The sequence below is a fragment of the Rhizobiales bacterium NRL2 genome (assembly GCA_001664005.1).
In the GTDB taxonomy this organism is placed as follows: Bacteria; Pseudomonadota; Alphaproteobacteria; order Minwuiales; family Minwuiaceae; genus Minwuia.
In genome coordinates this window covers 4,115,743-4,129,009 of record CP016093.1, presented here as the reverse complement: position 1 = coordinate 4,129,009, position 13,267 = coordinate 4,115,743, and the positions used below count along the sequence as shown (strand labels likewise).

At 67.9% G+C, this 13,267-nt stretch carries 11 protein-coding genes; 5 read left to right on the top strand and 6 right to left on the bottom strand.

Features of this window, described 5'->3' with window-relative positions:
- Positions 1-38 precede the first annotated feature (38 nt).
- Positions 39-1,322 carry a hypothetical protein gene (locus TEF_19300; protein ANK82702.1) on the bottom strand — a complete coding sequence of 428 codons (1,284 nt, stop codon included), beginning with the start codon at positions 1,320-1,322 and terminating at the stop codon, positions 39-41.
- 172 nt (positions 1,323-1,494) lie between these two features.
- On the opposite strand from TEF_19300, the gene TEF_19295 reads away from it, so the two are divergent.
- From TEF_19295 to TEF_19275, 5 genes are all read left to right on the top strand, one after another.
- On the top strand, positions 1,495-4,182 hold the full coding sequence (locus tag TEF_19295; protein ANK82701.1) for a hypothetical protein: 2,688 nt from the start codon (positions 1,495-1,497) through the stop codon (positions 4,180-4,182).
- 112 nt (positions 4,183-4,294) lie between these two features.
- On the top strand, positions 4,295-5,680 hold the full coding sequence (locus TEF_19290; GenBank protein ID ANK83612.1) for a 3-deoxy-7-phosphoheptulonate synthase: 1,386 nt from the start codon (positions 4,295-4,297) through the stop codon (positions 5,678-5,680).
- A gap of 10 nt (positions 5,681-5,690) precedes the next feature.
- Positions 5,691-6,857, top strand: coding sequence for a nicotinate phosphoribosyltransferase (locus tag TEF_19285; protein ANK83611.1), 1,167 nt, complete (start codon positions 5,691-5,693; stop codon positions 6,855-6,857).
- A gap of 40 nt (positions 6,858-6,897) precedes the next feature.
- On the top strand, positions 6,898-7,320 hold the full coding sequence (locus TEF_19280; protein ANK83610.1) for a hypothetical protein: 423 nt from the start codon (positions 6,898-6,900) through the stop codon (positions 7,318-7,320).
- A 55-nt stretch (positions 7,321-7,375) separates the two neighbouring features.
- Positions 7,376-8,593 carry an aminotransferase gene (locus TEF_19275; GenBank protein ANK82700.1) on the top strand — a complete coding sequence of 406 codons (1,218 nt, stop codon included), beginning with the start codon at positions 7,376-7,378 and terminating at the stop codon, positions 8,591-8,593.
- A 133-nt stretch (positions 8,594-8,726) separates the two neighbouring features.
- On the opposite strand, the gene TEF_19270 is transcribed toward TEF_19275, so the two are convergent.
- The 5 genes from TEF_19270 to TEF_19250 are packed head-to-tail and all read right to left on the bottom strand — an operon-like array spanning position 8,727 to position 13,262.
- The gene (locus TEF_19270) at positions 8,727-9,923 is read right to left on the bottom strand and encodes an O-succinylhomoserine sulfhydrylase (protein ANK82699.1); all 1,197 of its coding nucleotides are present in this window, start codon (positions 9,921-9,923) and stop codon (positions 8,727-8,729) included.
- Complete coding sequence (locus tag TEF_19265) at positions 9,920-10,345, bottom strand: sulfurtransferase (GenBank protein ID ANK82698.1); 426 nt, start codon at positions 10,343-10,345, stop codon at positions 9,920-9,922. Before TEF_19265 ends, TEF_19270 begins: the two co-directional genes overlap by 4 nt.
- 14 nt (positions 10,346-10,359) lie before the next feature.
- A complete protein-coding gene (locus TEF_19260) occupies positions 10,360-11,088 on the bottom strand; it encodes a phosphoadenosine phosphosulfate reductase (GenBank protein ANK82697.1) in 729 nt (242 codons plus the stop codon).
- A 25-nt stretch (positions 11,089-11,113) separates the two neighbouring features.
- Entirely contained in the window at positions 11,114-11,620 is a 507-nt protein-coding gene (locus tag TEF_19255; GenBank protein ANK82696.1) for a hypothetical protein, read from the bottom strand.
- Positions 11,607-13,262: a sulfite reductase gene (locus tag TEF_19250; protein ANK82695.1), complete on the bottom strand. Its 1,656-nt coding sequence runs from the start codon at positions 13,260-13,262 to the stop codon at positions 11,607-11,609. The genes TEF_19255 and TEF_19250 overlap by 14 nt, the downstream gene beginning before the upstream one ends.
- Positions 13,263-13,267: the final 5 nt, after the last annotated feature.

The window sequence follows — 13,267 nt, the reverse complement described above, 5'->3', positions numbered from 1 at the left end:
GGCCGGCCAGCAGCCTGAACAGGATGCGCCGGAGCGGCTCAGGCGACGCCCATTTCCGATACATTGCCGGCCTTGTCGATGATGCGGGACTTCGGAACCACCAGGGTGACCGTGGTGCCGACCTCGGGCTCGCTGTCGATTTCGAAGCGGCCGCCGTGCAGCTCGACCAGCGATTTGGTCAGCGGCACGCCGAGCCCGGTGCCTTCGTGCTGGCGGGCGAGGCGGGAATCGGCCTGACCGAAGGGTTCCAGGACCTTCTGCATGTCTTCCTGCGCGATACCGACGCCGGTATCGGCGATGGTCAGATGCAGGTCGCCCTGGGCGTCGAGATCGGCCCGCGCCTCGACGCGGGAGCCCTCGTGGGAGAACTTCACCGCGTTGGAGAGCATGTTCAGCAGCGCCCGGCGCATCAGGATCTCGTCGCAGAATATCTCCAGGCTGCCGCAGTCACCGCGGAAGTCGATGCTGACGTCGTACTTGGCCGCCATCGCATCGACCAGGCGGATACTGCGGTCGAACAGGTCGTCGATGCGGACATGGGATTCGTTGAGCACCGTCTTGCCGGCGTCGATCTTGGTCAGGTCGAGGATGTCGTTGACGATGCGCAGCAGGTGATGGCCGCTGTCGTTGATATAGGTCGCGTATTCCGTGAACCGCTCCGTATCGGGGATCGCCTTGAGCTGCTGGCGGATCAGGTCGGAGAAACCGATGATGGAATTCAGCGGCGTGCGCAGTTCGTGGCTCATGGTGGCCAGGAATTCGGACTTCGCCTTGTTGGCGGCTTCGGCCTTGCGCTTGGCCTCGCGTAGCGTTGTCTCCAGGTCGCGGCGGCGCTTGATCTCGTCGCGGAGCTCGTCGTTGATGTGCTCCAGGTCGAGCGTGCGCTCCGCGACCCGGCGTTTCAGGTTCTCGTTCGCCGCCCTGAGCGCCGCGGAGGCGCGTCGGCGTTCGACCTGGGTGTGGATGCGCGCCACGGTGATGTCGATGTCGACGGGCTTGGTGATGTAGTCGTTGGCGCCGGACTTGATGGCTTCGCCGATGCCGTCGCGCTCGTTGATCGCAGTGACCATGATGACCGGCAGTTCGGATGCGTTACGCACCGACCGGATCAGTCTGAGCGTGTCCATCCCGCTCATCCCCGGCATCATGATGTCCAGCAGCACGATGTCGAACTCTTGCTCGTCCAGCAGCTTGAGCGCCGACGGGCCGTCCTCGGCCATGACGGTCGAGAAGCCGCGGCGTTCCAGACGCCGCGACAGCATCGCGCGGTTGGCTTCGAGGTCGTCGACGACGAGGACGCTGACGGTGTCCGATTCCGACATGGTTCCCCCGCTCTGGGCGTGGATCAGGACCGCCACGCTAACCGGCGCCCATTCAACAAAGCGTTAATGGCCGGAACACGCGGACGACGCCCCGCCGGTTGCCGGCGGGTCCGCGTTCAGCGTTTCTTAAAGCTCGCCGCGTCAGTTTCATGGTCATCAATGGAGCGCGTCCATGGACCTGCACGGTCACCATGATCCAGTACTCGTCGCCTTGGCGGTCGCCGTCGGCATATCGGCCGCCTTCGGCGCCCTGAACCTCTGCGCCCGCGCCCGCGCCGCAACGGGACGCCGCGTCTGGCTCTGGACCGCCCTGGCCGCCGTGACCTTCGGCAGCGGCGTCTGGTCCATGCACTTCATCGCCATGCTGGCGATGACGTTGCCGGGAATCCCGGTCAGCTACGAGCCGGTCATGACGGGCGTCTCCCTCGCCATCGCGATCGTCGTCGCCCTTGTCGGTCAGGCCTTGCTGACCGGTGGCGGAGGCGGACGCCTTCGGCTGATCTTTGCCGGTGCGGTAATGGGACTTGGCATCGCGGCGATGCACTATTCCGGCATGGCGGCGATGCGCATGCCGGCCGTCGCGGTCTATGACAGCCCCATGGTTGCCCTTTCGGTGGTTATCGGAATCGCGGCGGCAACGCTGGCGCTGTGGCTGTTCAATCGGGACAACTCGGTCGGGCGCAACCTGGCCGCGGCGCCCCTTCTGGGGTTGGCGATCGGCGCCATGCACTACACGGGCATGATGGGGATCGACTACCTGCCCGTTTCCGGAATGCAGCCTTCGGACTTCGCCAGCATCTATCCCAATCTGCTGGCGGTGATCATCGCGGGCATCATCGCTCTGGTCTGCTTCGGCGGCTTCGCCTTCGTCTCGCTGGACCGGCGCTCCGCCACCGCGCTCGAGGCGGCCTACGACCGCATCCGGCGGAGCGAGCACCGCTTCAGCCTGATGGTCAATGGCCTGAAGGACTGCGCCGTCTTCATGCTGGATCGGGAAGGCCGGATCGAAAGCTGGAACGATGGCGCTGCGCGTCAGTTCGGCTGGACCGAGGCCGACATCGTCGGTCTGCCCTCGTGGGTGCTCAATCTGCGGGGCGAGCGTGCGGCCCGCAGCCTGGCCCGGGCGCTCAAGAAGGCGCGCCGAGAGGGCCGCAACGAGTTCGACATGCGCGCCATCCGCGCCGACGGCTCCGAGTTCTGGGCCAACACCATCATCTATCCTGTCCGGGAGGATACCGGCGAGATGACCGGTTTCGTCGCCACCATGCGCGACATCAGCGAGCAGAGACGTTCGCGCGAAGCGCTGGCGGCGGCCAATGCCGAACTGGAACGCAAGGTTGAGGACCGCACCATGGCGCTCGCCCGCGCCAAGGAGGCCGCCGAGGCGGCCAACAGCGCCAAGAGCCGCTTCATCGCCAACATGAGCCACGAACTGCGCACGCCGCTCAATGCCATCATCGGCTACACCGAGATGCTGCTGGAAGACTTCGAGGCCGAGGGTGAAACGCAGACCACCGAGGATCTGAAGCGCATCGAGGGTGCGGGCCGCCATCTGCTGGACCTGATCAACGAGATTCTCGACATCGCCAAGATCGAGGCCGGCCGCTACACCTTCGACCACGACATCGTCGACGTGCGCGCGCTGGTGGAGGAGGCCGTGGCGACCGCCGAGCCCATGGTCGAGCGGCACGAAAGCCGGATGCACGTGCATGTCGACGCGATGGTCGACACCATCGAGACCGACCGCAAGCGCCTCTTCCAGTGTCTGCTGAATCTGCTGTCGAACGCCGCAAAGTTCACCCGCGCCGGCGATATCTGGCTCGATGTCGCGATCGACGGCGGCGGCCCACGGCGGATGCTGACCCTGACCGTGCGCGATACCGGCATCGGCATGTCGGCGGACCAGCTGGATCGGGTTTTCGAGGCCTTCGCCCAGGTCGATGACCGCGCGACCCGCGGCGCCGAAGGCACGGGTCTCGGCCTCACCATCACCCGCCGGCTGATCGAGGCCATGGGCGGCGACATCACGGTCGAGAGCGCCCCCGGCGAGGGCTCGACATTCACCATCCGGGCGCCCCTGGAGCCGGTCGAGGAAACCGCCATGGAAGCGGCGGCAGCGGCGGTTCCCGTCGATGCCGCGGCGGCCGCGGTGACCCGCGTTGTGATGATCGACGACGACGCCGCCACCCTGGCGCTCTACCGCCGGCAACTCGAACGCGAGAACCACGAGGTCCACACCGCCGACACCGGGGAGGAGGGCGTGGCGCTGGTGCGGCGCGTGCTGCCGGACCTGGTGTTGCTGGACATGAGCCTGCCCGACCGCAGCGGCGCCGAGGTGCTCGCGGAACTGCGCGCCGATGCGGCGACGGCCGGCATTCCCGTCGCCATCGTCTCCGGTTCCGAGCGCGAGGAGCACCACGCCGTTCTCGACGCGGTGGAATGGCTGACCAAGCCGGTGGGCGGCGAGGCGCTGACCGCCCTTGTGGGACGCTTCGGCCGCGTTGCGGCCGCCGGCCGGGCGCTGATCCTCAGCGACCGGCCACAGGTGCAGTCGCGCATGACCGCTATTCTGGAACGGAACGGCTGGCAGGCGCTGACCGTTTCGGATCCCGAGCACCTGACCGAGACGCTGTTGCAGGGTGTCAGGGCCGCCTTCGTCGACGCCGCCCGCTTCGGCGGCGCGGAGATGGTGGCCAGGCTGGCGCGGAGCGGCGTCGCGGCCATCCGTCTGGTCGATCCGGCGGAGGGACCGCCGGCGGGCGAGGGACCGAGCCTGAGCCTTCCCGAAAGCGACGACGCCGAACTTCCCGCGGGCATGCTGCGGGAGGCCGCCGCGGCCCGGTCCCGGCGCGCGGCCTGACGCTCGGTGGCCCTGCTCCGGGGGCTGGCCTGAGGCGCGGGCATGCGGTGTTTTCATTCCCCCGCCGAGGGCTTATAAGGAGCCGCCCAATACCGGAGTACGGGAGAGTATGATGGCTTCGAAGGACTGGAGCCCGAAGAGCTGGCGCGACAAGCCGATCCGGCAGGTGCCCGAATATGACGATCCTGCCGCTCTCGAGGCGGTGGAAGGACAACTCAGCCGCTTTCCGCCGCTGGTCTTCGCCGAGGAAGCCCGCAGCCTGAAGGCGCGGCTGGCCGAAGTGGCCGAAGGCCGCGCGTTCCTGCTGCAGGGCGGCGACTGCGCCGAGAGCTTCGCCGAGTTCCATCCCGACAACATCCGCGACACCTTCAAGGTGCTGCTGCAGATGGCCGTCATCCTGACCTTCGGCGCGAAGCTGCCGGTGGTGAAGGTGGGCCGCATGGCCGGCCAGTTCGCCAAGCCGCGCTCGGCCGCGACCGAGACCGTCGACGGCGTCGAGCTGCCCAGCTATCGCGGTGACATCATCAACGGCATCGACTTCGATCCCGCCTCCCGCAAGCCGGATCCGGAACGGCTGCTGCGCGCCTACAGCCAGGCGGCGAGCACGGTTAATCTGCTGCGCGCCTTCTCCCAGGGCGGTTTCGCCGACCTGCACCGGGTGCACCAGTGGAACATGGGCTTCATCGCCGACACGCCGACCGGCGAACGCTACCAGGAGATGGCGGAGCGGATCGCCGACTCCCTGACCTTCATGGAGGCCTGCGGCGTCAACGGCGCCAACACGCCGTCGATTTCCAGGGTGGATTTCTACACCAGCCACGAGGCGCTGCTGCTCTGGTACGAGGAAGCGCTGACCCGGCGCGACTCGACGCGCAAGGACGCGCCCTGGGTCGACACTTCGGCGCACATGCTGTGGATCGGCGACCGCACCCGCGATCTGGACGAGGCCCATGTCGAGTTCATGCGCGGCATCCTCAACCCGATCGGCGTCAAGTGCGGCCCGTCGCTGGAGCCCGACAACCTGCTGAAGCTGCTCGACCGGCTGGACCCGGACCACGAGCCGGGACGCATCACGCTGATCTCGCGCTTCGGCGCCGGCAAGGCGGGCGATCATCTGCCCCAACTGGTGCGCGCGGTGCAGAAGGCCGGCCGCAAGGTGGTCTGGTCCTGCGACCCCATGCACGGCAACGTCATCAAGTCGGAAAGCGGCTACAAGACACGGCCCGTCCACGCGATCCTCAAGGAGGTGCAGGAGGTCTTCGCCATCCATCGCGCCGAGGGCAGTCACATGGGCGGCGTCCATTTCGAGATGACCGGCCAGGACGTCACCGAGTGCATCGGCGGCCCCTACAATCTGGGCGACAAGGATCTCTCCGATCGCTACCACACCCACTGCGACCCCCGTCTCAACGGTCCGCAGGCGCTGGAGCTGGCGTTTCTGATCGCCGAGATGCTGAAGGAGGGGCGCGAGGATGACAGCCTCAGAGAAGCGTCCTGAACTGAAGGTCATAGGTGCGGGCGCCGACGGCGCGCCTGGCGAGCCGCGGGATCCCGATCCCGTGCTGGAAGCCGCCATCGCCAGCCGCACGGACCATTATTTCCGCCGCACCAAGGCGATCGTCGAACGCTTCGGCGACATTCAGGTCCGCTACGCCATCTTCATGCGCCGGCCGGTGATCTTCTCGCCGCGGCTGGCGGTCGAATGGATCGAGCAGGTGGCGCGCGAACGCGGCGTGGCCTTCGAGGTCGAACTCTGCCACGCCGAGGGCGAGTGGGTCGGCGCGGGCGACCCGCTGATCTACCTGACCGGCAGCCTGGTCCATCTGGTCGACCTCGAGACGCTCTATCTGCAGAAGCTGGGCGCCGCCTGCGTCGCCGCGCACAATGCCTATTCCATGTGCTGCGACATGCCGAAGGCCGGCTTCCTTGCCATGGACGCGCGCCACTGCACCGGCCCCGACATGGCCGAACTGATGGCCTATGCCGCCTCGGTGGGCTCGGAGGCGGCGAAGCGCGACAAGGGCGCGGTCGGCTTCGTCGGTAACGCCACCGACGCGACGGCGCATTTCTTCGGCCAGGCGAGCGGTCTGGGAACGATGCCGCATGCGCTGATCGGCTATGCCGGCTCCACGCTCCGCGCCGCGGAGATGTTCCGGGAGGTCTTTCCCGACGATGCGCTGACGGTGCTGGTCGACTATTTCGGCCGCGAGGTCACGGACGCGCTGACCGTCTGCCGCCGCTTTCCCGATCTGGCCAGCCGGGGCCGGCTCTCGATCCGGCTCGACACCCACGGCAGCCGCTATGTCGAGGGGCTTGATCCCAGCCTCTCCTACGCGGTGCTCGAGCGCCACGTGCCCAAGGCGACGCGGCAGTACCGCAGCGAGGCGGAACTGCGCTACCTGATCGGCACCGGCGTTTCCGCGGCGGCCATCTTCCACATGCGCGAACGCCTCGACGCGGAGGGCTTCCAGCAGGTGAAGATCGTCGCCTCCTCCGGTTTCGGGCCGGAGAAGTGCCGGGTCATGGGCTCCGTCGGCGCACCGATCGACGTTGTCGGCACCGGCTCATACCTGCCGGAGCGCTGGGCTGAGACCTACGCCACCGCCGATGTCATCGAGTATGGCGGCAAGCCCAGGGTGAAGGTCGGCCGCGAGTTCCTGCTGCGCAGTGGCTGAGACGGCCGTCCGCGCGGCCGCCGGGCCGGCGGAGACCGCCATCGCGCGGCGCTTCTTTCTCGACTACGCCGCCAGTCTCGACGTCGATCTCTGCTTCCAGGGTTTCGATCAGGAGATGGCGCGCTTTCCCGGCGAGTATCGGCCGCCGAAGGGTGCGCTGCTGCTGGCGTGGAAGGGCGACGAGCCCGTCGGCGTCGCCGGCCTGCGTCCGCACGTTTCCGGCTGCGCGGAAATGAAACGTTTCTACCTCACTGACGCGGCGCGCGGGACCGGACTTGGCCGGCGCCTGGCCGCGGCGGTTGTCGAACGCGCCCGGGAACTGGGCTATCCGGGCGTGGTCCTGGACACGCTTCGCTCCATGACCGCGGCGCAGGGCATCTACCGCCGTATGGGATTCCGCGAATACGTCCCCGCCGCCGGCGGCGGCCACCCGGACCTGCTCTACTTCCGGCTCGATTTCTGAGGCGTCTGGTTTCCTCGGCGCCTGCCGCTTAGGCTGCTGTCAGGAGGGCCTGCCGATGACCTATGACTTCTCATCCGTGTTTCGTGACGACCTGCCGCCGCCGGCGCAGCGTTTCACCGGGTTTCCGGCCTTCAACTTCGTCGGCGGCCACAACGCCGAGGAGATGGTGCCGGTCGAGGCCTTCCGCGCGGCGGCGGACGCGGTGCTGGCGCGCGAGGGCGAGACGCTGGGCATGTACGGGCTGCACAGCGGGCCGCAGGGCTATGGCCCGCTCCGCCGTTGGCTGGCCGACAAGCTGAAACGCTACGCGGCGGTCGACTGCGGCGCCGATGACATCCTGCTGACCTCGGGCTCGCTGCAGGCGATCGACCTGATCAACGACGTCCTGCTGGAACCCGGCGACACGGTGGTGGTCGAGGCCGACAATTATGGCGGCGTGTTTCCGCGCCTGGCCCGCTGCGGCGCGAAGCCCGCGCCGGTGGCGCTGGACGCGGACGGCATGTGCATGGATGCGCTGGAGGCGACCCTTGACGATCTCGCCGCCCGGGGCGTGAAGCCGAAATACATCTACACCATTCCGACGGTGCAGAACCCGACGGGCACCATCCTGCCGCTGGAGCGCCGCCGGCGCATGCTCGAGCTGGCGAAAGCTCATGACGTGCCCGTCTTCGAGGACGAGTGCTATGCCGACCTGGTCTGGTCGGGCGCGCGGCCGCCGGCGCTGAAGGCGCTGGACGACGACGGCCGCGTCATCCACATTGGCTCCTTCTCCAAGACCATCGCTCCGGCGCTCCGCGTCGGCTACATCGTCGCCGGCTGGCCGATCCTCTCTCGCATCCTCTCGGTCAAGACCGATGCCGGCTCCGGTGCGCTCGAACAGATGGTGCTGGCCGAGTTCTGCCAGAAGCACTTCGACGGCCATCTGCAGCGGCTCAACGAGCGTCTCGAGGCCAAGCTGGACAACCTGACGGGCGCGCTCGACGCCTTCTTCGGGAGCAGCGTCAGCTATACGCGTCCGCCGGGCGGCATCTTCCTCTGGGTCCGCATGCCCGATGGCGTCGACACGACCCGCCTTGCCGAGGTCGCGGGCCAGGCCGGGATCGCCGTCAATCCCGGTGCGGAATGGTCGCTGGCCGGGGACGCCGGCCGCTGGATTCGCATCTGCTTCGCCAACCCGCCCGAAGCCACGACCCGCGCCGGCATCGAGGCGCTGGCGAAGGTCTGTCACGAGGAATTCGGCGTGCCCGAAATCAGCGGCAATGTGAGGTTGTAAGGCGAATAGAGCGCCACGAATTCCGTGTCATGCCCGCCTGCGTGCGGGCATCCGGTGAACTATCGAATCTCGGCAAAGCCGTTCCGGACCCCTGCACAAGGCGGGGGTGACACGCCGGGAAACGTCCCGGCCGTCAGTAGTTCGAGAGCGCCTGGCTGAAGTCGCGTTTCAGGTCGTCGACGTTCTCCAGGCCGACCGACAGGCGCACCAGCCCGGGCGTCACGCCGATCCGCCGCCGCTCCTCCTCGGAGATGGCGCGGTGCGTTGTCGTCTCCGGATGCGTGATCAGGCTCTTGGAATCGCCCAGATTGTTGGAGATGTCGACGATCTTCAGCCGGTCGAGACAGTGGAACGCCGCGGCCTTGCCGCCGTCGACCTCGAAGGAAATCAGCGTGCCGCCGGCCTTCATCTGACGCTTCGCCAGGGCCGCCTGCGCAAAGCAGGGAAGGCCCGGATAGTGCACCTCGGCGACGCGCGGCATGGCCTTCAGGTGCTCGGCCAGTGACAGCGCGTTGGCGGCCATCTTTTCCACGCGCAGCGGCAGGGTCTCCAGACCCTTCAGCATCACCCAGGCGTTGAACGGGCTGAGCGAGGGGCCGGTGTGGCGCATGAAGGGCATCAGCAGGTCGTCGACGAAGGCCCGCGTCGAGAGGATCGCGCCGCCCAGACAGCGGCCCTGGCCGTCGATGTGCTTGGTCGCGGAATAGACGACGATGTCGGCACCGAGCTCCAGCGGCTTCTGGAACAGCGGCGTGGCGAAGACGTTGTCGACGATCACCTGCGCCCCGGCGGCGTGGGCCAGTTCGCTGACGGCGGCAATGTCGATCAGCGCCAGCGTCGGGTTGGCCGGCGTCTCCATGAAGACGCAGGCCGCGCCGGGGCGCAGGGCGTCCGCCCACTGGTCCAGGTCGTGACCGTCGACCAGTACGGCTTCGATCCCGAAGCGCGGCAGGATCTGGGTCAGGATGTGATGACAGCTTCCGAACAGCGCGCGGGAGGCGACGACGCGGTCGCCGGCCTTCAACTGCGCCATCAGCGAGGCGAAGACCGCGGCCATGCCGGTCGCGGTCGCGAAGCAGGCCTCGGCGCCTTCCAGCAGCCTGAGGCGTTCCTCGAACATGGCGACCGTCGGGTTGCCGTAGCGGGAATAGATGAAGCCGTCCTGTTCGCCCTTGAAGCGCGCCTCGGCGTCGGCGGCTGTCTCGTAGACGAAGCCGGAGTTCAGGAACAGCGCCTCGCTGGTCTCGCCCTCGCCGGAACGGTTCAGCCCGCCGCGGACCAGCCGCGTCTCGGGCGCCCAGCCGTCGACATCGTCGTCGCGCCCGCTCATTGCTGTCGCCAGGGCAGGCCGCGATGGCGCCAGCCGCCGACATTGCCGCGCCGTCCGGCGTCGTCCTTGTCGCCCTCGAAGCCCTCGGCCACGTTGTAGCACGCGGCGAAACCGGCCTCGGTCAGCGCCTTCGCGGCGGCCTTCGAACGCACGCCCGAGCGGCAGAGCAGGTAGACCGGCTGTTCCGGCGTCACCCCCTGGGCGCGGACCTGGTCGACAAAGGCGAGGTTGACGTTCATCTCGGGGTAGGATTGCCATTCGACGAACAGCGCCGCGCGGTCCAGCCCGGTCAGGTCGGGGACGCCGACGAACTGCCATTCGGGCACGGTCCGCACGTCGACCAGCACCGCGTTCGGGTCGGCCTTCAGCGCCTCGAAGACCTCCGCCGGGCTCCGGTCGCCCGCATATCCTGTCTCGGTCATCCCCTCGATGCCTTTCAGAGCGTGTGTATGCCGCATTCGGTCTTGTCCTGCCCGCGCCAGCGGCCGGCCCGGGCGTCCTCGCCCGGCGCCACCCGATCGGTGCAGGGCATGCAGCCGATGGACAGGAAGCCGTCGGCCACCAGCGGATGCCGCGGCAGACCGTATTTCACGAAATGGGCTTCTATGTCGTCCGGGGTCCATTTCGCAAGAGGATTGAACTTCACGCGGCCGTCGGCGGCCTCGATCGCGGGCAGATGATGGCGCTCGCCGCCCTGAAAGCGCTTGCGGCCCGACAGCCAGGCGTCGAAGGGCTGCAGCGCGCGCTTCAGCGGCTCCACCTTGCGCACATAGCAGCACAGATTGGCGTCCCGGCTGAACAGCAGCAGGTCGGGATCGGCCGACTTCACGGCCCGCGGCTCGGGCTTGATCGTGCGGACGTCGCTCAGGCCGAGGCGGTCGGCCAGGGCGTCGCGGTAGCGCAGCGTCTCGCCGAACAGCCGGCCGGTGTCGATGAAGGTGACGGCGATGTGGCGGCTGACCTCGGATGCCAGATGCAGCAATACCGCGGCCTCGGCGCCGAAGGAGGAGACCAGGGTCAGCTTCGGGCCATAGCGGTCGAAAGCGACCTCGATCAGGTCCCGGCCCTGCAAATGTCCGAATGCCCGGTCGAGCTCCCAGGCCTGGTTGGAGGCCCGGATCAGCCGTTCGGTGTCGGCGAAGGGAAATCGTGACTGGAAGGACATGACGCTGAATTCCGTTCGTCTGGGATCAGGACGCGATCGCCTGCGGCGCCGTATGACGGCCGCGATAGGCGGGAATGCGGTCGTCAGCCGCCGGCTGGTAGACCGAGCGGTAGCGCCGTGCCGCCGCCAGCCACGGGCCGGTGTCCGCCGCATCATCGACAACCACGGCGTCGACGCCGCAGCGCAGCAGGAACTGGTGCTGATCGGGGATCAGCGGACCCTCGGCGCGGATCTCGCCCCTGAAGCCCAGATGTTCCCGCAGCGTCCGCGCCTGGCTGAAGCCGCGGCCGTCGGTGAAGGCGGGAAAACGCAACGCCACCGCCGCGATGCGGTCCAGGTCGGGGGCCAGCACCTCCGGATCGGTGTCGTTGGGCAGGATGATGCCGATGGCGGTCTTGCCGCGCAGCAGCTCCCGTTCGGCCTGCCAGAGCTCCAGGCTGACAAAATACGCGCCGGGTTTCAGGGCCTCGGTCGCGGTCTCGGCGGTCTGCCAGCGGTCCTGCAGGACGCGGCCTTGCTTAATCAGCGCCATAGAGAGCCTCCTTGAACGGTGCGGGGCCGGTACGCTCGAGCGTGTCGATGAAACGCTCACCGCCCCGGCGTTGGGCGACATAGGTCTCGATGATGGTTTCGACGGCGTCGACGGTCTCGTGGGCGTCGAAGGCCCGGCCGACAATCTTGCCGACTGCAGCGTCCTCGTCGGCGCGGCCGCCGAGGGTGATCTGGTAGAATTCCTCGCCCTTCTTGTCGACGCCGAGGATGCCGATATTGCCGACGTGATGGTGGCCGCAGGCGTTGATGCAGCCGGAGATGTTCAGGCTGATCTCGCCGATGTCGTGCAGCCGGTCCAGGTCGCCGAAGCGCTCCGACAGCGCCTGGGAGAGCGGGATCGAGCGGGCGTTGGCGAGACTGCAGTAGTCCAGGCCGGGGCAGGCGATGATGTCGCCCAGCAGGCCGATGTTCGGCGTGTCCAGGTCCACTGCGCCCAGCGCCAGCCAGAGGTCGTAGAGGTCGTCCTGGCGGACGTGCGGCAGCACCAGGTTCTGTTCGTGGGCGACGCGCACCTCGCCGAAGGACCAGCGGTCCGCGAAATCGGCCACGGCGTCCATCTGGTCGGCGGTGGCGTCGCCGGGGATGCCGCCGACAGGCTTCAGCGAGATGTTGGCGATGGCATAGCCCGGCTTCTTGTGCGGCTTGACGTTGGAGCGGACCCAGCGCTGGAAGCCCCGGTCCTCGAACTGCTTCCCATGGAAGGTCCGGGAGTCGCCCTCGAAACGCTCGAAGGGCGGTTCGCCGAAGGCGGCACGGATGCGGTCGATCTCGGCCTGGGGCAGGGACAGCACGCCCTCGCGGATCCGCGCCCACTCGGCCTCTACCTGGCGGGCGTATTCGTCGGCGCCCAGCTCGTGCACCAGGATCTTGATGCGCGCCTTGTACTTGTTGTCGCGCCGGCCATGGCGGTTGTAGACGCGCAGCATGGCCTCGAGATAGCTGAGCAGGTCGCGCTCGGCGACGAAGCCGCGGATCAGCTTCGCGATCATCGGCGTCCGTCCCTGGCCGCCGCCGGCCCACATCTGGAAGCCCAACTCGCCGGCGTCGTTGCGGACGATGACGATGCCGATGTCGTGCACCTTGATCGCCGCGCGGTCCTTCTGCGCGCCGGTCACCGCGATCTTGAACTTGCGCGGCAGGAACGAGAACTCGGGATGGAAGGTCGACCACTGGCGGATGATCTCCGACCAGATGCGGGGGTCGTCGACCTCGTCGGCGGCCGCCCCGGCGAACTGGTCGGCGGTGGTGTTGCGGATGCAGTTGCCGGAGGTCTGGATGGCGTGCATCTCCACCTCGGCCAGCTCGGCCAGGATGTCCGGCGTCTCTTCCAGCTTCGGCCAGTTGTACTGGATGTTCTGACGCGTGGTGAAATGGCCGTAGCCACGGTCATAGCGGCGCGCGATATGCGCCAGCTTGCGCATCTGCGTCGACGACAGCACGCCATAGGGCACGGCGACCCGCAGCATGTAGGCGTGAAGCTGCAGGTAGAGGCCGTTCATCAGCCTCAGCGGGCGGAACTGCTCTTCGGTCAGTTCGCCGGAAACCCGGCGGGCGACCTGATCGCGGAACTCGGCCACACGGGTCTCGACGAGTTCGCGGTCGATGGCGTCATAGGCGTACATTGCTC